The sequence below is a fragment of the Nocardia sp. NPDC052112 genome, from assembly GCF_040680135.1.
In the GTDB taxonomy this organism is placed as follows: Bacteria; Actinomycetota; Actinomycetes; order Mycobacteriales; family Mycobacteriaceae; genus Nocardia.
Genome location: NZ_JBFAWD010000012.1, coordinates 69,798 through 91,739, shown reverse-complemented (window position 1 = coordinate 91,739; position 21,942 = coordinate 69,798). Strand labels below are relative to the sequence as shown.

The window sequence follows — 21,942 nt, the reverse complement described above, 5'->3', positions numbered from 1 at the left end:
CGCCGACGGTGATTCGGTATGGTGCGCATGTGATCGACCAGCACATACGCATTACGCACTGGCGGCTCCGGTGACGGCCGAGACCGGTCCGGGCTGGCAGTTCTGGATCGATCGGGGCGGCACGTTCACCGATGTGGTGGCTCGACGACCCGACGGCAGACTCGTCACGCACAAGCTGCTCTCGGAGAATCCGGCGCGCTATGCCGACTCCGCAGTGGCGGGCATTCGCGAAATCCTCGCCGACGCGGGCGGCGGCGCCGAGATCGATGCCGTCCGGATGGGCACCACGGTCGCGACCAACGCGCTGCTGGAGCGCAAAGGCGAACGCACCGTACTGGTCATCACGCGCGGCTTCCGCGATGCATTGCGCATCGCCTATCAGAATCGGCCGCGGATCTTCGCGCGGGAGATCGTGCTGCCGGAGTTGTTGCACGAGCAGGTGATCGAGGTGGACGAGCGCGTCACCGCGGACGGCACGGTGCTGACCCCACCGAATCTGGACGCGCTCGCGTCCGAACTGAAGCCGTTGTACGACAGCGGTATTCGCGCCATCGCCGTCGTCTGTATGCATTCGCATCTGTATCCGGAGCACGAACAGGCGATCGGCCGGATCGCCCGCGAGATCGGATTTCCGCAGATCTCATTGTCCAGCGAGGTGAGCCCGCTGATGAAACTGGTGCCGCGCGGGGACACCACGGTGGTGGACGCCTATCTCTCGCCGGTGCTGCGCCGCTACGTCCAACAGGTCGCCGACCAGCTCACCGGTGTGCGGCTGATGTTCATGCAGTCCAATGGCGGACTCACCGAGGCCGGACAGTTCCGCGGCAAGGACGCCATCCTGTCCGGTCCGGCGGGCGGCATCGTCGGCATGGTGCGGATGTCCGAACTCGCCGGATACGACCGCGTCATCGGCTTCGATATGGGTGGAACCTCCACGGACGTATCGCATTTCGCGGGTGAGTACGAGCGGGTGTTCATCACCCAGATCGCCGGTGTCCGGTTGCGCGCGCCGATGCTCGATATCCACACCGTCGCGGCGGGTGGTGGTTCGATTCTGCACTTCGACGGCAGCCGCTACCGCGTCGGACCCGATTCCGCGGGCGCGGCACCCGGACCGGCCTGTTACCGCGGCGGCGGGCCACTGACGGTCACCGATGCCAATGTGATGCTCGGCCGCATCCAATCGGCCCATTTTCCAAGCGTTTTCGGGCCGGACGGCGACGCGCCGCTCGATGATGCGCTGGTGCGCGACCGATTCGCCGAACTCGCCGCCGACATCGCGCAGCGCACCGGTGACGATCGCACCCCGGAGCAGGTCGCCGAGGGCTATCTCGAAATCGCGGTCGCCAATATCGCCGCCGCCATCAAGCGGATCTCGGTGCAGAAGGGCCACGATGTCACCCGGTACGCGCTGACCACCTTCGGCGGCGCGGGCGGCCAACTCGCCTGCAAGGTGGCCGATTCCCTCGGCATCCGAACCGTTGTCGTGCCGCCCATGGCCGGTGTGCTCTCGGCCCTCGGTATCGGTCTCGCCGATACCACCGCCATGCGCGAGCGTTCGGTGGAGTTGCCGCTGCGCGATGAGTCGATGGACCGTGTCGCCGAGATCGCCGATGATCTGGAGGCCGTCGCGCGCGCCGAACTACTCGGTGAGGACGTCCCCGTGCACCGGGTCCGCATCGTCCGGCGTGCCCACCTGCGCTACGACGGCACCGACACCACACTCACCGTCGAACTCACCGAACCGGCGGCGATGGCGGCGGATTTCGTCGAACGCCATCGCAGCACCTACTCCTTCGTACTGGATCGCCCGATCGTGATCGAGGCGCTTTCGGTCGAGGCGACCGGATTGACCGAACCACCCGATCTCGCGGGCCTGGCCCGGCCGCCCGCGACCACCGGCGCGCCGGAGTCGGTGCCACTGCATATCGGTGGCGCTCGACGCGAGGTATTGCTTTATCGGCGTGCGGAATTGGTGCCGGGTAGGGCGGTGCGCGGACCCGCGATCATTACCGAGGCCAACTCCACCACGGTCGTCGACGACGGCTGGCAGGCCGTGCTCAACGACCTCGGACATCTGATCATGGAACGGGTGGCGGTGGCGGCCGGACCGCAGGCGGGTACCGACGCGGATCCGGTACTGCTGGAGGTTTTCAACAATCTGTTCATGTCCATCGCCGAGCAGATGGGCGCGCGGCTGGAGTCGACGGCGCAGTCGGTCAATATCAAAGAGCGCCTCGACTTCTCGTGCGCGCTCTTCGATCCCGACGGCAATCTCGTCGCCAACGCCCCACATATTCCGGTCCATCTCGGGTCGATGGGCACCAGCGTCAAGGAGGTCATCCGGCGCAGGCAGACCGGGGGCATGCGTCCCGGCGACACTTACGCGGTCAACGATCCCTACCACGGCGGCACCCACCTGCCCGATGTCACGGTGATCACGCCGGTATTCGACACCGCGGGTACCGAGATCCTCTTCTATGTCGCCTCGCGTGGTCATCACGCCGAGATCGGCGGCATCGCACCCGGATCGATGCCGGCGAACAGCCGTCGCATCGAGGAGGAGGGCGTCATCTTCGACAACTGGCTGCTCGTCGAGGACGGCCGGTTCCGGGAGAACGAGACGCTGCGATTACTCACCGACGCGCCGTACCCGTCCCGCAATCCGGCCACCAACCTCGCCGATCTGCGCGCCCAGATCGCCGCCAATGCCAAGGGCGTCGAGGAAGTGCGCAAGATGATCGACCACTTCGGACTCGATGTCGTCGAGGCGTATATGCGGCATGTGCAGGACAATGCGGAAGAATCGGTGCGGCGCGTCATCGATGCGCTCGACGACGGCGAATACGCCTACGAAACCGATCTGGGTGCCACCATTCGCGTCCGGGTCACGGTGGATCGGGAAAATCGCAGCGCCACCATCGATTTCAGTGGCACCTCGGCGCAGCTCGACGGCAACTTCAACGCGCCCTATGCCGTTGCGAACGCGGCGGTGCTCTATGTCTTCCGCACACTGGTCGCCGACGATATTCCACTCAACGACGGCTGCCTGCGACCGCTGCGCATCAACGTGCCGCCCGGTTCGATGCTGGCACCGGAACCGCCCGCCGCGGTTGTCGCCGGCAATGTCGAGACCTCCCAGGCGATTACCGGCGCCCTGTACGCGGCGCTCGCAGTACAGGCCGAGGGTTCGGGCACGATGAACAACATCACCTTCGGCAATGATCGCAGCCAGTACTACGAGACGATCGGATCCGGATCCGGTGCGGGCGACGGCTTCGACGGTGCACCGGTGGTCCAGACCCACATGACCAACTCCCGGCTCACCGATCCGGAGGTGCTGGAGTGGCGGCTGCCGGTACTGCTCGAGGAGTTCTCGGTGCGGGCGGGCAGCGGGGGCACCGGGCGCTGGCACGGTGGTGACGGTGCGGTGCGTCGGCTGCGGTTCACCGAAGCGGTGACCGTCTCGACGCTGTCGAGTCACCGTCGGGTGCCGCCGTACGGTATGGCGGGAGGTGCGCCCGGAGCCCTGGGCCGAAACCGGATCGAGCGTGCGGATGGCACGGTGCAGGACCTGCGCGGTGCGGATTCGGCGCATCTCGAACCCGGGGACGTGCTGGTCATCGAGACGCCGGGCGGCGGGGGATACGGGAACTGATCACTCTCGGCGCGTACTTTCGGCAGTGAGCTGGGTCATATTCGACAGTGTCACGTCGGAGGGTGGTCAGCTGTCTGATGGACATGAACGACATCAGGCACGTACTGCTGGCCGGGGCGAGCGGAGTGCTCGGCGGCCACATCACCACCGCGTTGCGGCAGTCCGGCTACACCGTGATCTCGTTGTCCCGCAGCGCCGGGGCCGATATCCAGGCCGATCTGATGAATCGCGACCAACTGTTGCGCGCGGTCGAGGGCCGCACCATCGATACCGTGGTGCACGCGGCGACGGCACTGCACAAAGCACCCATGCGGCACAAGGACATGTACGCGACCAATGCGCTGCGGATCACCGGCACCGCCAACCTGCTGGCGGCCGCACGCGCCGTCGGCGCCCGGCGGGTCATCGCCGAATCCATGGTCTTCGGTTACGGCTACGGTGATTTCGGCAATCACGTGCTCACCGAGGACGACGCCTTCGCGCCGACCGGCGACAAGGCGGTGGAACCCCACCTCGAAGGCATGCGCGTCAAGGAGGAGTTGATGCTGAATGCCGATGGGATCGAAGGCATCTCGTTGCGCTACGGCCTGTTCTACGGTGCGGGCGGCACCGAGGCCATCGTCGAAATGCTGCGCAAGCGCACGTTGCCCGTAGTGCGCGATCACGGTCGGGTGCTGCCGTGGATCAATCTGACCGATGCGGGTGCCGCGGTGGCCCTGGCCGTCGAAGGCGGAAAGCCCGGTGCCGCCTACAACATCGTGGATGACGCTCCGCTCAGCTTCAGCGGACATGTCCGGCTGGTCGCCGAAACCTTCGGCACGCCGACGCCGTTGACGCTACCGGCCTGGATGATGCGGCCCATGTCGTACGCCTACCGCATGACACAGGCCGATATGCGGGTGTCCAATGCCAAGGCCAAGGCGGAACTCGGATGGACACCGCGCTATCGGTCCTGTGCTGATGGCCTGAAGGCGTTGGCCGCCGCTCAGCGGGGATGAACCTGAACTTCCGCCGCCGTGATCGCAAAGTACACCGAGCGGCCCGGAGCCAGGTCCGGTTCAGATTGCCACCACTGCGCGGCACGTCATTCCGTGGATACACACAATTGCCCACTTCGTCACGGCCGTGACCGTGGTCGTGTTCGCCGACGCCAAGTACGCTCGAAGCAATCATGGCCACGTACTTCGATCCGACGTCATGGTCACCGATGCGGGCCGTTGACCTGGGTAAACGCCTCTTCGATCAATCGCTGCTCGAGCAGTGGCTCGCCAACACCACCGCATGGGTGGATCCACTGGCCGACTTCGGCGCGGGCACGGTGACCGCGCTCATGCCAGATGTGCTGATGACCGTGCTCAGCGAAGGCATTCTCAGCCGGTTCGGCGGCCAGGAGGTCACTGCGACCCTGCTCGGTCACGATCTGCACGCGACCCTGCAGGTGCTGAAGGTGCGCAGGCGCGGCGCGCATTTCCAGACCAAGACCGTGCTGTCCCGGCTGCGCTGGGACGATCACCCGATCGAACAGGTCACCGTGATCGCGCACGGGGTCCGGCTGGTGCCCGGCGTGCCGACGAAGGCGCGGGTGCAGCAACTGGACCTGAACGGGACCGTCACCACCGAGGCGCTGGTCGGCTGGCTCGATACCCAGCGGCTCGATTGGCAACTCACGGTGGACGCCAGCGGATTGATCCGGGCGAAGCATCGAAAACGCCCGATCAGCGTGCTGGTGGAGGCACAAGTGCGCGATAACTTGCTCACCGTCGATATCCACCGAGTGAACTGGGCGGGCATCCGGATCCCGCGCAAGCTGGTGACCACGCCGACGATACTGCTGGATCGGCTACCGAACGACGCGCGCATCGTGCACGCCACCCGCGACGGTGATCTGGTCCGATTCCGAGTCGAGCTGCCGGGGCTGACCGGATCGTTCGATCTGGCACAGATCCGCTCGGCCATTGTGGCGGGCACCACGCTGATCATCTTCTGATCAACCGGCGAATTCTCCCTAGACCCGGGCTTTCCACCATTCCAGCAGCGCGGCCTCGGCCTCATCTCTGGTGAGCGGTCCGCGATCGAGGCGCAACTCCTTCAGGAATCGCCACGCCTTGCCCACCTCTGGTCCCGCCGGAATGCCGAGCAGTTCCATGATCGCGTTGCCGTCCAGGTCAGGACGCACCCGATCCAGATCCTCCTGCTCCTGCAGTCTGGCAATCCGCGTCTCCAGCTCGTCATAGGTGGCGCGCAGCGCGGCGGCGCGACGCTTATTGCGGGTAGTGCAGTCGGCGCGGACCAGTTTGTGCAGCCGGGGTAGCAGGTCGGCGGCATCGGTGACATAGCGGCGCACCGCCGAATCGGTCCACTGTCCCTTGCCGTAGCCGTGAAAACGCAAGTGCAGGAACACCAGTCGCGCCACGTCCTCGGTGAACTGCTTGGGGTACTTGAGCGCGCGCATCCGCTTGCGCACCATTTTCGCGCCGACCACCTCGTGGTGGTGGAAGCTGACCCCGCCGCCCGGTTCATTGCGCTTGGTGTCAGGTTTACCGATGTCGTGCAACAGCGCGGCCCAGCGCAGCACCAGATCCGGATCGCCCTCCTCCAGGTCGATCGCCTGCTGCAACACGGTCAACGAATGCCAGTAGACATCCTTGTGCTGGTGGTGCTCGTCGATCTCCAGCTTCATCGCGGGCACCTCGGGCAGCACCAACTGGGCCAGCCCCGTCTCGCACATGATATTGACGCCGTCGATCGGATGTTCGGAGGCGATGAGCTTATCCAGTTCGGTGCGCACCCGTTCCGCGGTGATCCGCTCGATCTCACCCGACATCGCGACGATCGCGGCCCGCACCCGCGGATGCAGTTCGAAGCCGAGCTGCGCGACGAAACGCGCCGCCCGCAGCATGCGCAGCGGGTCGTCATGGAACGAATCCTCCGGCGCCGCAGGCGTATCCAGCATTCCGGCGAGCAGCGCATCCATCCCGCCGAGCGGATCGATGAACTCCAGCGACCCATCGGCCCCGATCTTCACCGCCATCGCATTGACCGTGAAATCGCGCCGCACCAGATCACCCTCGAGCGAATCACCGAAGGTGACCTCGGGATTGCGCGATACCCGGTCGTAGGTATCGCTGCGGAAGGTAGTGATCTCCAACTGCTGATCGGCTTTGGACGCACTCACCGTGCCGAATGCCAACCCACCGGTATCCCACAGATGATCGGCCCACCCCCGCAACAACTCCTGCACCTGTTCGGGCCTGGCATCGGTGGTGAAATCCAGATCCGTCCCCAACCGCCCGAGCACCGCATCGCGCACACTGCCCCCGACCAAGTACAGCTCATGCCCCCGCGCCGCGAACAACTCGCCCAACGGCGTCAACACATCGGACAACCGTCCCACCGTGACCGCGGCCGCGGCCAGCAATCGGGTACGTCGATCCAACGCTGCATCCTCGGACTTGGGCGAAACCACGAAGTAGCAGCTTACCGAGCCCCCACAACCGATATTCCAGCGCAACCTCCGCAGCGCGTACAGATATACAAGGCCAAGCGCATGCGGTGGGGGTGGAGGTGCCGAGATCCAGTCCGAATTCGAACATCCAACACCGCTCTCGGATACAAACACTCAGGTCGCAACCTCGGCTCCCAACGCAACCCCGACGGAGCGAGTCTTACGAGCGACCGTTGGCGGCCCGTCTCGCGTCCGAGTCGTCGAAGCGCATGCGACGAAGTCGCGAGTCTCGACGGCTCGGACGCGAGACAGCAGGGGGCCGCGAACACGCCGCGCCGCAGGCGCGGCAAATTAGACACAGCAAATCAACACAGCCGGAAAATCCGCAGATCCTCCGGCACGCCGCTCAGGGGCGCGGCGAAGAAACTGCGCCGATACGGCTTGACCGAGAATCCGAGTTCCGCCAGCGTCTCCGGCGCGATGGCCTGCAAGGTCGCATCCGAGAGCATGGTGTTGCCATTGCCCCCTGCCTCCATCACACGAGCGGCAATCGTGACATCCACACCGAGCCAGTCGCCGCCGATCTCGCGCGGCGTGCCGGTGTGCAGACCGATCCGCATCTGCGGGCGATAATCGTGCACACTCACATCGGCCAGGTTCTTTTTGGCCTGTGCCGCGGCGCGCACTGCGTGATCGGCCGAGGTGAAGACGGCCATCACCCCATCGCCCATGCGCTTGACGACCTGGCCGCCGCGATCGGCGATCGGCGGCTCGATGGCCTTGGCTACCCCGCGCAACAATTCCAGAGTCGCCTCATCGCCTGCGGAGAGCGACCAACTGGAGAACGCCACCAGATCGGTGAACATCACAGTTATTTCTTCGCTACCTCTGCCGCGGCCGACGCGCTCCAACATGGCCTGCCAGACCTGCAGCGCCCCGAACCCGATTTCCCGGGCCGCGCTCGGCGTATCGCCGACCAACTTGTCCGCCGCGCGCGCCACCGCGCGGGCACCGCCCGGACCTGAAACCGAAAGCGGGTCACCGAAAGACGGGTCACCCGGCAGTTGTTCGCGCGCCTTCCGCAGCGCACCGATGATGTCGGGCCGCTGGTTCGCGACATTCACCAGTGCGGAGAGCTGCCCGCGTCGAATTCCCGAGTTTCGACGAGTAGATCGATCCTCGTCGGCGGGCACCAGCGGTATGGTCACCTCGGGCGGAACGCCGCCGTTTTCCTCCGGCCCCGTCCCCGGCTCAGCACCGCCGGAAGGTGTTTCGGTCACGCCTCGAGCGTATCTCAGCCGACCAACTGTCGGCGGGTTACGTGTTATCGCCACCTGCGCCCCCTCGATCAGACTGAGCGGGCACTACGACGGGTCCGCCAACGGATAACTCACTGATTGCTGACCTCGAGCGTAGCCAGCCTCGATTCCGGATGAAAGCGCTGCCCGCCATAGTTTCCGGGATGTTCACATGCCGCCCGGATTGTCCCGAAACATGCACCGACCCGGTGTGGAAGGGGATTCACACACCGGGCCGATGTCACATCGTCCGCCGGGCAGTGGCAGACGGTGCGCGGGGTGCTCGGACCTCCCGACAAGGTCGGCACCCATTACCCGAGTGGCGAGGGAGGGCAACTCGGGCAATATCCATCATGCGTCGCGTTGGTTGACCATTACCAGTGCGGCGCCGAAGACGATCACGACAAACGCCGTGAAATAGAGCAGGCTTCCCCACGGACCCCAGTGCCAGTTCGCCGTCGATTCCGTGGCGCTGTAGAAGTGGCTCGCATTCGCGAAGGGCAGGAACGGCTGCACATTGCGCCCGAAACTGCCGAACGCGCCGAGCAGCGGCTCGATCAGCAGCGGCCACAGCACGATCAGTGAAATCGCCGCGGCCGACTGTCGGACCAGCACCCCGATACCGACCGCGAGAATCACGCTGAGCAGGGCATAGACCGGAATGCCGTAGATCTCGCGCCAGGCGTCACCGCCGGAGAGCGTCAGATTCTTGCCCGCGTCGCCGCCGACCGCCTTGGCGATCGCGAAGGCGGCGAAGGCCAGCACGATGGTGAGCACCGCGCCGTAGACACCGACCAGACCCGCCTTGGTGGCGATCACCTTGGCGCGATGCGGCGTCGCCTGGAAGGTGGTCCGGATGATGCCGAAGCGGTATTCGCTGGTCACGGTCAAGGTGGCCATGATCATCAGGACCATGACGCCGAATCCGCTGATCCCGCCGACCGCTGTGGCGACGGTCAGGTCCAGCGCATTCTCCTTGCCCGATGACGAGCGGGCCACCGCCGCGAAGAGCGCGGCCAAGCCCAGGGCGAGCACCACCACGATCGCCGAGCACCACCACGGTGACCTGGTCGAGGTGAGTTTGATACGTTCCGCTGCCAGCACGCCCATCAGAGCGCACCTCCCATCACCTGGTCGAAGCCTTCGCCGTGGTACTGCACCGCACCGCCGGTCATCCGCATGAAGGCCTCCTCCAGCGAGGCCCGCTGCGGCGCCAGCTCGAACAGGGTGATCTCGTTCGCGGCGGCCAGCTTGCCGACCGCGTCGCTGGTCACCCCGGCCACGACCAGTGCGGCGCCGTCCTGGCCCGCACCGTCCTCGCGGACGGTCATGCCATTGGAGGTGAGCAGGCTGCGCAACTGCTCGAGCTGCGGACTGCGTACGCGCACCGACTGTTCCGAGGCGCGCTCGATGAATTCCTGTGTGGTCGAGTCGGAAATCAGCTGACCGCGTCCGATGACGACCAAATGCTCTGCGGTCTGGGCCATTTCGGACAGCAGATGGCTGGAGACCAACACGGTCCGCCCCTCGGCCGCGAGCCGCTGCATGAAGCGGCGGATCCAGAGGATGCCCTCGGGATCCAGACCGTTCACCGGCTCGTCGAACAGCAGCACCGGCGGATCGCCGAGCAGTGCCCCGGCCAGACCCAGCCGCTGCGACATACCGAGGGAGAAGCCACCGGCGTTCTTACCCGCCACTTCGGACAGGCCGACCAGCCGCAGCACCTCGTCCACACGGGACATGGCGATGCCGTTGGATGCGGCCATCCACTGCAGATGCGCGCGGGCCGAACGGTTCGGATGCACCCACTTGGCATCGAGCAGCGCACCGACGGCGCGTAGCGGATGGTCCAGCTCGTGGTAGGGCTTGCCGTTGATCAATGCGGTGCCCGCGGTGGGCTTGTCCAGGCCGAGGATCATCCGCATAGTGGTGGATTTACCGGCGCCGTTCGGCCCAAGAAACCCCGTCACCTGTCCGGGTCGAACGGTGAAGGAGAGATCTTGAACCGCGACGGTCTGCCCGTAATGCTTGGTCAGGCCTCTCAGCTCGATCATGACGACCAGCTTTCCTCAATCCGCGGCAACGCGCGTCATTAAATGGTGCCGAGTTCAATCATCCTCGAGGATGATCGAGAATCCCACCGGCCCCGAGCCGCATCAGGGAATAGCCCTGACCGATACCCCTGTTAACGAGCCGGGCTCCGAACAGCCCGCCACCTACCAGCTGCGCTGCATGTAAACGGCGGCTGTGGGCTGCAAACCCATCGCTGTGTGTGGAGCCGACACCATGCCGTAGTCGACCCTGACTACTTGTCGTCCTCGTCATCGCGGCCATGGGTCGGCCAGCAAACCGCACCGACAAGCACCGCCAGCGGCAACCCCGCCGCCATAGCCAACCCGAACGCAACAGCCCCGCTCACCGCGGCTGCCCGGCAGGCGCGACCGCCGCCCAACGATGAAACGACAGCCGCGGCAGCACGATCTCCACATCGGCCACACTCATAATCGCGTTCACCGCAAGCACATTCAGATGTTCGAGCGACGGCGCGATCACCGCATCGACATCAGCACAGCGCACTTGGTCGACCAGCGGAAGCCGCGACAACTCCAGCGGCCAGACCAGCGCGTACCCGAGCCGCTGCGCCAGCCGCCGCACCTGCGCTGCATCCCAGTCCGAAGCCGAACTGATTTCGAAGTCAACCCATCCCAACGCGGTCGGCTCGTCTCGCATCGCATCTACCCCCTCGTTCGACTTGGTGGGCACCCGCCGCCGAGGTGCCGAAAGGCATCGACTCGGCGGCGCGTGCTATCTCGAGCGTCACACCGGGGACCTACGACACTCAATGGCACTTTTGCGGGCGACATCACGGAAGTGCCACAGCGAAGTTATGCGCCCTGGAGATAGCGGGCAGCCGAAAGAGGTTGGTGCGCTTAGTATTCCAGGCGGACCAGATCAGCCAACTCGCGCATTTCATCGGTAAGAGTGCGTCGCCGGGTGATGATCCTGCCGACCAGATCCCGGGCCATCCGCTGCTCGATCAACCACGGCCGGGCTTCCCGAGACAGGCGGAACAGGGTTTCGAATGCCGCGTCGTAACGGCGCAGCTCGATATACGCGTGCACGACGTCCAGCAGATGCCGATTTCGATTGTCGGACGTCGGCCGCAGTCCCACCGGGACGTTGCGGGCAAGTCGGAGCGCCAGGTCCGGCCGATTATCCACGACCGCGTTCTCCACGCGCTTCATCGCGACTGTCGCAACGTCGAATGTTGTCCAATATTGGTGGTAGCCGCCAGGTTGGCGGCGAACCGCGACCGCTCCGGCATGAGCGAGCCGCATCATGTCGTCGGCCTCGTCGGATCGGTTGTCCCTGATGGCTGCGGCGGACGCCCGCAACAGCAACCAACCCCACGTGGAGATCTCCTCGGTGGTGGCCACCGACAGTCGTGGCTCGACCCGATCGGCCCATTGCGTGGCCAGCTCGCGCACCTTTTCGAACTGCCGCTCGACCAGCAGCAGCCAGCACAGGGTCACCACGGCCGACGCCGCGTAGAGCACGTTGCCGGTTGCTTCGGCCTCGACCAGGGAACGTTCGAGCGCCACCCGTGCTGGCTGCAACTGACGCGTCTGGACCAGCACCGAACCGGCAAGTTGCAGGATCCTCGACCGCATGAGGGGAGACGCGGCGTAGCCGTCCTCGATAAACCGAGGCAAGACGACGGCGAGCCGCTCGTACTCGTTGTCGTGGTACAGCTTCACGGCGCCGTTGAGGGCTTCCTCCATTGTCCGATCGGCCACTGCCCCATCGTCTTGCACGTGGTTGGGCGACAGGATGGCCGTACGAGTCGGCAGCCAAAGACTGCCGCCGCCACTCTCCGATACCCCCGGGTACGGACCGAGCAATACCGACACCGGACACTCCAGCGCGACGGCCATCCGGCGCAGGGTCTCGATCCGGGTGTCGTCGCGCTCCCCCTGTTCGATCTTGCGGACCAGCGACACAGAGACGCCCGAAGCCTTTGCAAGCTCCCGCTGTGTCAGTCCGCGCCGCTTCCGAACCGATTGCAGGCGTTCGCCGAGATCCGCCATGATCCGAGCCTACGGGCATGTGGATGCGGCCGCCCGGGTATCTGCACCAAGACCGCCTTCAAACGCACCACCTTGGAATTCCCGCACCGCTGAATGCACGCGTCGGGCTGCTGCCGCGCATCGATTCGCAGGCTACGCGCGAATTCGCGCGAAATAACATGCGTGGCACGCGAATCGATGCGCGGGACGGTGCTACCGTCCGCATGCCTCGGCGGCACCTGAACTGCGGATACCGCCGGACCACGCGTCAGCGCCGGGTCGGCCCCGACTCAGCGATCCGGTGAGGAAGCCTGCGCCCAGAAGCGTTTGGGGATGCGGCCCGCGCGACGGGCGAGGTGACCTGCGTTGACCGCAGAACGCATAGCCGCCGCCATGAGGGCGGGGTGCTTGGCGCGGGTGACGGCGGTGGCGAGCAATACGGCCGAGCAGCCGAGTTCCATGGCCAGCACCGCATCGCTCGCGGTGCCGATGCCCGCGTCGAGGATGACCGGGACGCCTGCCGCTGCCACGATCATCTCGATATTGTGCGGGTTGCCGATGCCGAGTCCGGTGCCGATCGGGGCACCGAGCGGCATGACGGCGGCACAGCCCGCATCCTCGAGTCGCCGCGCCAGGATCGGGTCGTCGGTGGTGTACGGCAGTACGACGAATCCGGCGTCGACCAATTGTTCTGCGGCGGTGAGCAATTCGATCGGGTCCGGGAGCAGGGTGCGCTCGTCGGCGATCACCTCGAGTTTGACCCAGTTGGTGTCGAGCGCCTCCGCGGCCAGTTGCGCGGTGAGCACGGCCTCGGCGGCGGTGCGACAACCGGCGGTGTTGGGCAGCGGCATGATCTCGAGGCGTTTGAGCAGATCGAGCACGCCGGTGCCACCGACGGCATCGACCCGGCGCATGGCGACCGTGGTCAGTTCGGTGCCCGAGGCGACCAGCGCCTCCTCCAGCACGGCGAGATTTTCGGCGCCGCCGGTGCCCATGATGAGGCGGGAGCCGAACCGCTTGCCCGCGATCTCCAGTGTCTCAGGGGTTTCCAGTGCCTCAGCCACCCTGAACCGCCGTCAGCACTTCGATCTCCCAGCCGCGACCGACCGGCTCGTCCCAGCGGGACTTCGGGAAAACCGCACCGTCCACCGCGAGCGCGACCCCCTGCGACGGCAACCCGAGACGATCGAGAAGTTCACGCACCGTGAGGGAGCGGTCGAATTCGTGGTCCTGTCCGTTCACGGTGACACCGATGGGGACCGAGGTCATCGGACTCCTCCTGCAGAGATGGCGAGTGACGGCGGGTGTGCCGTCGAAAAACGATGGGGGTCGGCGGCTTTCGCGGCAGCGAGCGGTGCGCCGTCGAGCAGGCTCAGCACCGCGTCGACGGTGAGCGGCACCGCGAGCATGCCGTTGCGGCCGTGGCCGGTGGCCGCCACGATCCGGTCGGTGAGCCGCCCGATCAGGGGCAGGTTGTCGGGGGTTCCCGGCCTGGATCCAGCGCTCGCCTCGGCCAATTCGTATTCGCCGATTCCGGGCAGTACGGCCTCGGCATCGGCGATCAGATCGCGGACTCCGGCGACGGTCACCGTCGTGTCATAGCCCGCCTCGTATTGTGTTGCGCCGACGACGATTCCGTCCGCACGCGGCACCAGGTAGACCTGTCTGCCGTGCACCCGCGCGCGAATCACGCGCCGCGGCGGCGGTGTCGCGCCCGGACGATGACGCAGGCGCAAGATCTCGCCCTTCACCGGACGGACCGGGAGTTCCGGCCACAGCCGCGACGATGCCGCGCCCGCGGCGAGCACGATCTGGTCGTGCGGCAGCGCCGCCACCGCGTCGACCGTTTCGGCACGCACCTCGACTCCGGCTGTGCCGCAGGCCTTTTGGAGTGCATCGAGCAGTCTTCGGTTATCGATGGCGGGTTCGGCGGCGGCGCGCAGACCGGCCCGAACAGTGCGTGCCAGTGCGGGTTCCAGCGCGCGCACGCCGGCCCGGTCGAGCACCTCGAGCTCATGGCCGCGGGCACCGACCCATTCGGCCACCGTGCGCAGGTCGGCGGCGTCGGCACCATCGAGCGCGACGGTCAGGGTTTCGTCGGCGACGAAAACCGCGACGCCGGTCCTCGATTCGAGTCGCGCGGCGAATTCGGGCCAGCGGGCCAGCGAGGCGGCACCGAATTCCAGGACCAGATCCTCCCCCGGCCAGCCCTCGGACAGTGGTGCCAGCATCCCCCCGGCAACCCAGGAGGCGCCGGATCCGACGACGGGATCGAATACGGTGACCGACCACCCCGCCTCGGCCGCGCGCCAGGCGGCGGCGAGTCCGATGGCGCCGCCACCGACGACGGCCAGAGTCCGCATTTGATCCACCTGCCTCACTATTCGCATCCCCACGGTAGCGCGACTACGGTCGAGCACGTGCAACCCTCCCACCAGTTCCGGTCCCTACCGCCCAGGGAGCGTTTGGCTACCGCCCGGCTGTATCTCTGCACGGACGCGCGCAGGGAGCGCGGCGATCTGGCCAAGTTCGCCGAGGCCGCACTCGCGGGCGGCGTCGACATCATTCAGCTGAGGGACAAGGGTTCGCCCGGTGAGGCGGAGTTCGGCCCGCTCGAGGCCAAGGCCGAGATCGGCGCACTCGCCGAATTGAAGGCCGCGGCCCGCAGGCACGGCGCACTGGTCGCGGTCAACGACCGCGCCGATATCGCGCTCGCCGCCGGTGCCGATGTATTGCATCTCGGACAGAACGATCTGCCGCCGTGGTACGCGCGGCGCATTCTCGGCCCCGATGTGGTGATCGGGCGCTCCACCAGCAGCCGGGCGCAGGCCGGGCTCGCGGCGATCGACGAGCACATCGACTATTTCTGCACCGGACCGGTGTGGGCGACACCGACCAAGCCGGGACGCCAGGCGGCGGGCCTGGATCTGGTGCGTTCCACCGCCGACGCCCACCCGTCCCGCCCGTGGTTCGCCATCGGTGGCATCGATGCCGAACGACTCCCCGAGGTGCTGGCGGCAGGAGCGGAGCGTGTAGTCGTGGTGCGCGCGATCACCGAGGCGCGCGATCCCGAAGCGGCGGCCCGGCACCTGAAGACGGCGCTGATCGCCAACGCGCACCTCGGCTGAGAGTTCCCCCGCACGATCTCGGCCCGGCGCCCGCTCGACGCTCGCCCCAGCGCACCACCACCTCAGCCCAGCACCCGCTCGACTCGGCGCAGCACGAACTCGACTCGCCGCTACTCGCTACATGAATCGGCCGACGTGCTGAGCGCGATCTCGAGGTGACGCTGCCCACGAATGTTCCGCTCGGTTCTCAAAACGCGACCGCATAGCGATATCGCGCCGGGCTCGACGTCGGGTCCGCTCTTCGATACATGTGAGGCTCTTGCGGTGAGTTCTGCCACATGCACGCGCAGGGCACCTGAGGCCAGCGTCAAGACAGCAGTTGAACACGGGTGAGCGACAAGATCGGGTCAGCCGGTGCTGCCTCCGCATTCGCGGCCGGCCGCACGATATCCGTCGAATCCGCATGTGCGGGATCGACGATGCGGGCGTAGGTACCGGGTCCGTCGGGGTCCGCGTGCAACCAGACGAAGCCCTGATCGGCGAGATCGACGGTGCGCGGTAGCGCGGCGGCCACCGTATCGGCGTCGCCCACATCGATGTCGTCGAGGCAGACGCGCGCCGGAGCCGCGCGCAGCGCGGGCCAGGCTGCGGCGAAGCCCGGGTGCAGCGGATGACTGTCGACCTCGTCCTCGGGAACCCAGGCCAGCGCACTGCTCTCCCGGTTGCGACTGGTCGGCAGGGCCACCACGGCATCGGCCACCACGGTGGTGTAGGTCCAGCCGCTCAATGCCGTCGCGGTGACGCGCTCACCGCGCACCCGAACATCGGCGGGATCGATACCCGCTTCCTCCCATGCCTCGCGGACCGCCGCGTGCACCGGCGTCTCGTGGCTGTCGCGGGCGCCGCCGGGCAGCGCCCAGGTGCCGCCCTGATGACTCCACGGCGCGCGGTGCTGCAACAACACCGCCGAGCCGCCGCCCGTGAGCGGGGCGCGCAGCAGCAGTCCGGCAGCGCCGAAGCGGCCCCAATGCCGCAATCCGTCCGGGCCGTGTGACCAACCGTCACCGTCACCACGCATCTGGTTACCATCCTCTTCCAGCCGTCGCGGGGGTGTTTCACACGCCACGGCGTCGGTAAGACCACAATAAGCTCCGAGCAAGAGCACCACGTGCGCACCAACCGGGGAGGTGGAGATGGCAGCGCTCGACTCGACGACGGCCCCGCGGCCGCCGTCAGTCACGGCCGATGTCGGGCCCGAGCGGCTGGACGTGCCGCGCGAGGCCGGGCTACGCGCCCATCTGGACCCCGCCAACCTACGATCCTTCGCACTGTCGACCCCGGGCCGACTCATCGCGATCGGTCTGCTGCTCATCGGCCTGTGCCTGGCCGCGGGCATGATGACCGCCGCGACGGTGAGCGATCGCCAGCAGGCACTCGACATCCTGCTCGACGACACCGAGCCGGATGCGAATTCCTCCCATCACCTCTACACCTCGCTGTCCATCGCGGACGCCGCGGCCAGTACCGCATTCATCGCGGGCGGCCTGGAACCGCAGGCCGTGCGCGACCGCTACAGCCAGGCACTCGGCGAGGCTTCCGCCGAATTGGTGACGCAATCTGGTCATGCGGCCGGACAGGCCACCGATGACGATCCGGATACCCGGCTGCGTACCGGCATCGCCACCGGCTTGCCGGTCTACTCTGGTCTTGTCGAAACCGCCCGTGCGAACAACCGCAACGGGTACCCGGTCGGCGCCGCGTATTTGAGCGAGGCATCGAATCAGATGCAGACTGTCCTGCTGCCGATGGCCGCACAACTGCAGAGCCATCGCTCCGATGCCGTGAGCGCGGCCCAGCGGCATCATGTGCAGCCGCCGTGGTCCGCGATCGGTGTGCTGATCCTGGCGCTCGGCACACTTATCTGGGCGCAGTTCGATCTGTCGAAGCGCTGGCATCGCGTGCTCAATCCGGGACTGCTGCTCGCCTCGACCGCGATGCTGATCCTGTTGGCGTGGACGGTGGTCGCCGGATCCGTCTCGGCCGCGGAAATGATCGGTGGCCGCGACCACGGCGCGGTGCCGAGCTCCCGTTTGACCGAGAGCCGCATTCTGACCCAGCAGGCCCGTTCGGCGGAAACGCTGAAGCTGGTGCGCCGCGATGCCACCGGTGATTACGACCGGACCTACGAATCGAGTGTCACCCGGCTCAACGAACTACTCAGCGGCTACCCGTCCGATGCGCCAGCCGCCGGTGAGATCGAGCAGGCCCGTGCGGCACTTACTCGTTGGCGCGCGGCCCATCAGCGCATGAACGACACCCTCGCGCGCGGTGACTTCGTCGGGGCGGCGACGGTGGCGACGGGGCCGGGTGCCGCGGATGCCGCGGCACAGGTGGAAGCGATGGACCGCGCACTGGGACTGGGCTTGGACGCAACGCGCGAGACGTTGCGCGACAACATCTCCGGCGCGGCCCGGTCACTGGACTTCCTGGCACCGGGCGCGATGGTGCTGGGGATACTCGCCGCGGCCTATGTCGGCCTCGGTATCTGGCCGCGACTTCGGGAGTACCGATGAACCGCGTGCGCGGGCTGCTCGCCGCGCTCGCCGCCAGCGTCCTGCTCGCCGGGTGCGCGGCGGGCTCGGGCACGACCGATAACAAGACCACCGTCTACACCGAACCACCGCTGCCCGCCAAAGCCGTTTCGATACCGACGGATTCACCGATTCCAGCGGAACGCGACGAGCAGTGCGGCGATCCGACCGCGAGTCTGCGACCCACCGGGGCGGGTGCGGCCGCCCGCGGACCGACCATCGACGCGATTCGTGCCCGTGGTCGGCTGGTGGTCGGATTGGACACCGGAAGTAACTTGTTCAGCTTCCGGGATCCGGTCAGCGGCTCGATTGTCGGGTTCGATGCCGATATCGCCAGGGAGGTCGCCCGCGATCTGTTCGGCAGTCCGGAGCAGATCGAGTACCGCAGCCTCGGGTCCGCGGAGCGCGAGTCCGCGCTGCAGGATCACCTCGTCGATATCGTCGCCAAGACGATGACGATCAATTGTGAACGGCGGCAGAGGGTCACCTTCTCCACCGTCTATCTCCACGCGAATCAGCGGGTGCTCGCGGTCAAGAACTCCGGCATCCGGAGTCTGGCCGATTTGGCGGGTAAGCGGGTGTGCATCGTTTCCGGCACTACCTCGCTGGACCACATGCGCCGCGAACAGCCCGCCGCGACCATCCTCACCGTGCCCACCTGGGCCGACTGTCTGGTAGTACTTCAGCAACGCCAAGTCGAAGCGATCAGCACCGACGATGCCGTCTTGGCGGGTCTGGCCACACAGGACTCGTCGTACACCGAGTTGGTCGGCCCCAGCATCAGCGTCGAGCCCTACGGCATCGGCATCCCCAAGGGCAACGACGATCTCGTCCGTTTCGTCAACGGCACGCTGGAGCGCATCCGCAACGACGGCACCTGGGCCCGCCTATACCAGCAATACCTCATCGCACTAGGGCCGCTCCCCGCCCCGCCCGTCCCGACCTATCAGGACTGACAGCGATGAGATCACCGCACGATTCCGACGAGGGCGAGCCGAAGGAACCCGCCGAGCACACCGAAGAAGCCGGAGAAAGCACCCGGCTGGCCGCGTTCTCGAAACCCGACGCAGTCGACCCCGGCTCCGCCGCCATCGAAACGATCAAGCGGGCGCCGGGTACCGGCCCGGAGGCCGAAAACCAGCGTTCCGCAGCCACTTCCGGGGCCGCTGATGAGCAGGCCAGCGCCGCTTCCGATGCGGAAGCGCGGCAGCACCGCGCCTCCGCCGAGACGATCCGCAACCAACCCGCCGCCGGCGAAACCGTTCACCGCGACGAGATGGCCGCCGAATTCACGGTCGGCGCATGGAATGCCCCGGAGCCGACCTCCGCCGCCACCACACGCACGTCCGGCCGCAGTGTCCGCACCGCGCGCTCGCGACCGACCACGCGCAAACTCGGCGCCGGCCTGGTCACGATTCCGAATGTCCCGCCCGCCGATCCACGCGCCGCGGTACTCGCCGATCCCGTTGTCTCCGAGGGGCGGCGCTTCTGCTGGCGCTGCGGCAACCCGGTCGGACGCGCCACCGCGACCCGCCCCGCGACCACCGCGGGCACCTGCGAAACCTGTGGCGCGCCATACGATTTCCGCCCATCGCTGCACGAGGGCGCTCTGGTGTCGAGCCAGTACGAGATCCAGGGCTGTATCGCGCACGGCGGACTCGGCTGGGTCTACCTCGCGATCGACCGCAATGTCAGCGACCGCTGGGTGGTCTTGAAGGGTTTGCTGCATGCGGGCGATACGGAGGCGCAGGCGGTGGCCGTCGCCGAACGCCAATTCCTCGCCGAGGTGGCACATCCCAGCATCGTCAAGATCCACAACTTCGTCGAGCACACCGGCCCGGACGGTGAGTCGATCGGCTACATCGTCATGGAGTACGTCGGCGGCCGGTCACTGCGCGATATCCTCGACACCTACCCACGGCCGGCGCGGATGCCGATACCCGAGGCGATCGCATATCTGCTGGAGATCCTGCCCGCGCTGGAGTATCTGCATTCGATCGGGTTGGCCTACAACGACCTCAAACCCGACAACATCATGGTCACCGAGGATCGGGTCGAACTCATCGATCTCGGCGCCGTCACCCCCCTCGATGCCTACGGAAACCTGTACGGCACCAGAGGTTTTCAAGCGCCCGAAATCGCCAGGACCGGACCGACGGTCGCCACGGACGTCTATACCGTCGGGCGGACGCTGGCCGTGCTGACGCTGAGCATGCCGATGGAACAGGGACGCTATCTCGACGGCATTCCCGATCCGGCCGAACATCCCGTACTCGAACGCTACGAGTTCTTCCATCGTCTGCTGCTGTGCGCGACCGATCCGGATCCCGAACGCCGCTTTCCCTCCGCGCGCGTCATGTCGGCCCAGTTGGCCGGGGTGCTGCGCGAGATCCTGTCCTTGCAGACCGGCGTCGATCATCCACAGCTGTCCACAGCTTTCAGTCCACAGCGCGGCAGCTTCGGCACCGAGGAGTCGATCAGCCAGACCGACGCCTATGCCGATGGCATCGCGAGGAGCAATTTGCTGCGCGCCCGCGAAGTGGCTGCGGCACTTCCGGTTCCGCTCATCGATCCGCTGGACGCGTCGATGCCGGTGCTGGCGGCCGTGGCACATCCGGAACCGCGCGAAGCACTGACGGCGTTGCGGGAAGCACATCAGCGCGCCGAGGCTGATCCCGAAAAGCCCGTGGAAACAAGGGATCTGGAGCTGACGCTGGCCGAGGCCAAGCTACGGCTCGAACTCGGCGAATCGGCGGTGGTGCTGGATATGCTGTCGCGGCTGCCCGGCGATCACGATTGGCGCATCGATTGGTACCTGGGCCAAGCCCAGCTGCTGGAGCTGGATTACCAGCAGGCCTATGACAGTTTCGATGCGGTGCTGCGGGTGCTGCCGGGCGAGATCGCACCCAAGCTCGCGCTCGCGGCGACCGCGGAACTCGTACTGCAACACTGGGATTCGGACGATCCGGAGCAATGGCGAAGCCATGCGGAGAAGTTCTACTCGACCGTCTGGCGCACCGATCGCGCTGTGGTGAGTGCCGCGTTCGGTCTGGCCAGGCAGTTGGCTGCGGTGGGTGAGGTCGACGAGGCCGTGCGCGCGCTCGACGAGGTGCCCGCCGCCTCCCGGCACTACACAACGGCCCGGATGACCGCGGTGTGGCTGCTGCTCACCGCCGCCCCGGTCGCCGAACTCCCCGAATCCATACTGCATATCTCGGCCTCGCGCGTCGAGAGTCTGCCCAGCGGGGAGAGCCGCGCGACCCAGATGCGCGTGCTCGTCCTCGGTGCCGCCCTGGCCTGGGTGCAATCGGGCAATACGCCCCGCAACGACGAGGCGACCCTTTTCGGTGCGCCGTTCACCGAGCGCGAGCTGCGCGCGGGCACCGAGGCCGGGCTGCGCGCGCTGGCCCGCAGCGCCCCCGGCCGCAATCACCGCTATGCCCTGGTGGATCTGGCGAACTCGATCCGTGCCAAGACCTGGATCTGAATTCGAAGCAGGACAACTGATCTCGTGCGAACACGGGCAACCCAGCACCGAGCCACCCTCGTAATCGTCGGCCCGCGACGACAGTCCCCCGCCTCCCGACGACCGGCAAAAGGCCCGGGGAGGCGGGGGCCTCGGATCCGGGTTCGCGGAGCAGTCGGCATGCCGATGATCCCCGGGGTTCCGCGCCTGCGGCCCGCCCCGGGGGCAGCCGGAGCGGGCTTATCGAGAGTGGCGAGGGCAATCGCGGTCCCGATGGCGGCGGACGGTCCGGCCCGGTTTCGGCGTCCGGCGCGAACCTGATCCGACATCAATACTGCCGCAGCGACTG

The 21,942-nt window shown here is 66.8% G+C and carries 17 protein-coding genes; 7 read left to right on the top strand and 10 right to left on the bottom strand.

Annotated features, from left to right (window positions below; translation table 11 throughout):
• Positions 1 to 70: 70 nt before the first annotated feature.
• The 3 genes from AB0L58_RS23695 (at position 71) to AB0L58_RS23685 (ending at position 5,645) form a co-directional block, all read left to right on the top strand.
• The gene (locus tag AB0L58_RS23695; RefSeq protein ID WP_364389737.1) at positions 71 to 3,658 is read left to right on the top strand and encodes a hydantoinase B/oxoprolinase family protein; all 3,588 of its coding nucleotides are present in this window, start codon (positions 71 to 73) and stop codon (positions 3,656 to 3,658) included.
• Between the two features lie 83 nt (positions 3,659 to 3,741).
• Positions 3,742 to 4,656 (top strand): NAD(P)-dependent oxidoreductase, encoded by a 915-nt coding sequence (locus AB0L58_RS23690; RefSeq protein ID WP_364389736.1) that lies wholly within the window; start codon positions 3,742 to 3,744, stop codon positions 4,654 to 4,656.
• Between the two features lie 173 nt (positions 4,657 to 4,829).
• Positions 4,830 to 5,645: a hypothetical protein gene (locus AB0L58_RS23685; RefSeq protein WP_364389734.1), complete on the top strand. Its 816-nt coding sequence runs from the start codon at positions 4,830 to 4,832 to the stop codon at positions 5,643 to 5,645.
• An 18-nt stretch (positions 5,646 to 5,663) separates the two neighbouring features.
• On the opposite strand, the gene AB0L58_RS23680 is transcribed toward AB0L58_RS23685, so the two are convergent.
• The 9 genes from AB0L58_RS23680 to thiO all read right to left on the bottom strand — a co-directional run bounded on the left by AB0L58_RS23680 (position 5,664) and on the right by thiO (position 14,831).
• Complete coding sequence (locus AB0L58_RS23680) at positions 5,664 to 7,124, bottom strand: CCA tRNA nucleotidyltransferase (RefSeq protein ID WP_364389733.1); 1,461 nt, start codon at positions 7,122 to 7,124, stop codon at positions 5,664 to 5,666.
• A 344-nt stretch (positions 7,125 to 7,468) separates the two neighbouring features.
• Positions 7,469 to 8,254, bottom strand: coding sequence for an adenylate/guanylate cyclase domain-containing protein (locus AB0L58_RS23675; protein WP_364389905.1), 786 nt, complete (start codon positions 8,252 to 8,254; stop codon positions 7,469 to 7,471).
• Between the two features lie 498 nt (positions 8,255 to 8,752).
• On the bottom strand, positions 8,753 to 9,511 hold the full coding sequence (locus AB0L58_RS23670; RefSeq protein WP_364389732.1) for an ABC transporter permease: 759 nt from the start codon (positions 9,509 to 9,511) through the stop codon (positions 8,753 to 8,755).
• On the bottom strand, positions 9,511 to 10,455 hold the full coding sequence (locus AB0L58_RS23665) for an ATP-binding cassette domain-containing protein (protein ID WP_364389731.1): 945 nt from the start codon (positions 10,453 to 10,455) through the stop codon (positions 9,511 to 9,513). Before AB0L58_RS23665 ends, AB0L58_RS23670 begins: the two co-directional genes overlap by 1 nt.
• Positions 10,456 to 10,816: 361 nt before the next feature.
• Positions 10,817 to 11,131 (bottom strand): hypothetical protein, encoded by a 315-nt coding sequence (locus AB0L58_RS23660; RefSeq protein WP_364389729.1) that lies wholly within the window; start codon positions 11,129 to 11,131, stop codon positions 10,817 to 10,819.
• A 200-nt stretch (positions 11,132 to 11,331) separates the two neighbouring features.
• The gene (locus tag AB0L58_RS23655) at positions 11,332 to 12,489 is read right to left on the bottom strand and encodes a helix-turn-helix transcriptional regulator (protein ID WP_364389728.1); all 1,158 of its coding nucleotides are present in this window, start codon (positions 12,487 to 12,489) and stop codon (positions 11,332 to 11,334) included.
• Between the two features lie 269 nt (positions 12,490 to 12,758).
• Positions 12,759 to 13,520 (bottom strand): thiazole synthase, encoded by a 762-nt coding sequence (locus AB0L58_RS23650; RefSeq protein ID WP_364389904.1) that lies wholly within the window; start codon positions 13,518 to 13,520, stop codon positions 12,759 to 12,761.
• A 4-nt stretch (positions 13,521 to 13,524) separates the two neighbouring features.
• On the bottom strand, positions 13,525 to 13,737 hold the full coding sequence (gene thiS, locus AB0L58_RS23645; protein ID WP_062990150.1) for a sulfur carrier protein ThiS: 213 nt from the start codon (positions 13,735 to 13,737) through the stop codon (positions 13,525 to 13,527).
• Positions 13,734 to 14,831 carry a glycine oxidase ThiO gene (gene thiO, locus AB0L58_RS23640; RefSeq protein WP_364389727.1) on the bottom strand — a complete coding sequence of 366 codons (1,098 nt, stop codon included), beginning with the start codon at positions 14,829 to 14,831 and terminating at the stop codon, positions 13,734 to 13,736. The genes thiS and thiO overlap by 4 nt, the downstream gene beginning before the upstream one ends.
• A gap of 57 nt (positions 14,832 to 14,888) precedes the next feature.
• Here thiO and thiE point away from each other — a divergent pair, with 57 nt between their 5' ends.
• Complete coding sequence (gene thiE, locus AB0L58_RS23635) at positions 14,889 to 15,596, top strand: thiamine phosphate synthase (protein WP_364389725.1); 708 nt, start codon at positions 14,889 to 14,891, stop codon at positions 15,594 to 15,596.
• Between the two features lie 307 nt (positions 15,597 to 15,903).
• Here the strand turns inward: thiE and AB0L58_RS23630 are convergent, their stop codons facing one another.
• The gene (locus tag AB0L58_RS23630) at positions 15,904 to 16,614 is read right to left on the bottom strand and encodes an NUDIX hydrolase (RefSeq protein WP_364389723.1); all 711 of its coding nucleotides are present in this window, start codon (positions 16,612 to 16,614) and stop codon (positions 15,904 to 15,906) included.
• 115 nt (positions 16,615 to 16,729) lie between these two features.
• On the opposite strand from AB0L58_RS23630, the gene AB0L58_RS23625 reads away from it, so the two are divergent.
• The 3 genes from AB0L58_RS23625 to AB0L58_RS23615 are packed head-to-tail and all read left to right on the top strand — an operon-like array spanning position 16,730 to position 21,614.
• Positions 16,730 to 18,109 (top strand): hypothetical protein, encoded by a 1,380-nt coding sequence (locus tag AB0L58_RS23625; RefSeq protein WP_364389722.1) that lies wholly within the window; start codon positions 16,730 to 16,732, stop codon positions 18,107 to 18,109.
• Positions 18,106 to 19,083 carry a glutamate ABC transporter substrate-binding protein gene (locus tag AB0L58_RS23620; RefSeq protein ID WP_364389721.1) on the top strand — a complete coding sequence of 326 codons (978 nt, stop codon included), beginning with the start codon at positions 18,106 to 18,108 and terminating at the stop codon, positions 19,081 to 19,083. Before AB0L58_RS23625 ends, AB0L58_RS23620 begins: the two co-directional genes overlap by 4 nt.
• Before the next feature lie 5 nt (positions 19,084 to 19,088).
• Positions 19,089 to 21,614, top strand: coding sequence for a tetratricopeptide repeat protein (locus tag AB0L58_RS23615; RefSeq protein ID WP_364389720.1), 2,526 nt, complete (start codon positions 19,089 to 19,091; stop codon positions 21,612 to 21,614).
• The last annotated feature ends 328 nt before the right edge of the window (positions 21,615 to 21,942 follow it).

What these genes read in the sequence shown, in the direction of transcription:
- AB0L58_RS23655 (WP_364389728.1), bottom strand. Translation starts at nt 12,489, where the DNA reads ATGGCGGATCTCGGCGAACGCCTGCAATCGGTTCGGAAGCGGCGCGGA.
- thiO (WP_364389727.1), bottom strand. Translation starts at nt 14,831, where the DNA reads ATGCGGACTCTGGCCGTCGTCGGTGGCGGCGCCATCGGACTCGCCGCC.
- AB0L58_RS23630 (WP_364389723.1), bottom strand. Translation starts at nt 16,614, where the DNA reads ATGCGTGGTGACGGTGACGGTTGGTCACACGGCCCGGACGGATTGCGG.
- AB0L58_RS23620 (WP_364389721.1), top strand. Translation starts at nt 18,106, where the DNA reads ATGAACCGCGTGCGCGGGCTGCTCGCCGCGCTCGCCGCCAGCGTCCTG.
- AB0L58_RS23615 (WP_364389720.1), top strand. Translation starts at nt 19,089, where the DNA reads ATGAGATCACCGCACGATTCCGACGAGGGCGAGCCGAAGGAACCCGCC.
- AB0L58_RS23685 (WP_364389734.1), top strand. Translation starts at nt 4,830, where the DNA reads ATGGCCACGTACTTCGATCCGACGTCATGGTCACCGATGCGGGCCGTT.
- AB0L58_RS23660 (WP_364389729.1), bottom strand. Translation starts at nt 11,131, where the DNA reads ATGCGAGACGAGCCGACCGCGTTGGGATGGGTTGACTTCGAAATCAGT.
- AB0L58_RS23665 (WP_364389731.1), bottom strand. Translation starts at nt 10,455, where the DNA reads ATGATCGAGCTGAGAGGCCTGACCAAGCATTACGGGCAGACCGTCGCG.
- thiS (WP_062990150.1), bottom strand. Translation starts at nt 13,737, where the DNA reads ATGACCTCGGTCCCCATCGGTGTCACCGTGAACGGACAGGACCACGAA.
- AB0L58_RS23670 (WP_364389732.1), bottom strand. Translation starts at nt 9,511, where the DNA reads ATGGGCGTGCTGGCAGCGGAACGTATCAAACTCACCTCGACCAGGTCA.
- AB0L58_RS23690 (WP_364389736.1), top strand. Translation starts at nt 3,742, where the DNA reads ATGAACGACATCAGGCACGTACTGCTGGCCGGGGCGAGCGGAGTGCTC.
- AB0L58_RS23625 (WP_364389722.1), top strand. Translation starts at nt 16,730, where the DNA reads ATGGCAGCGCTCGACTCGACGACGGCCCCGCGGCCGCCGTCAGTCACG.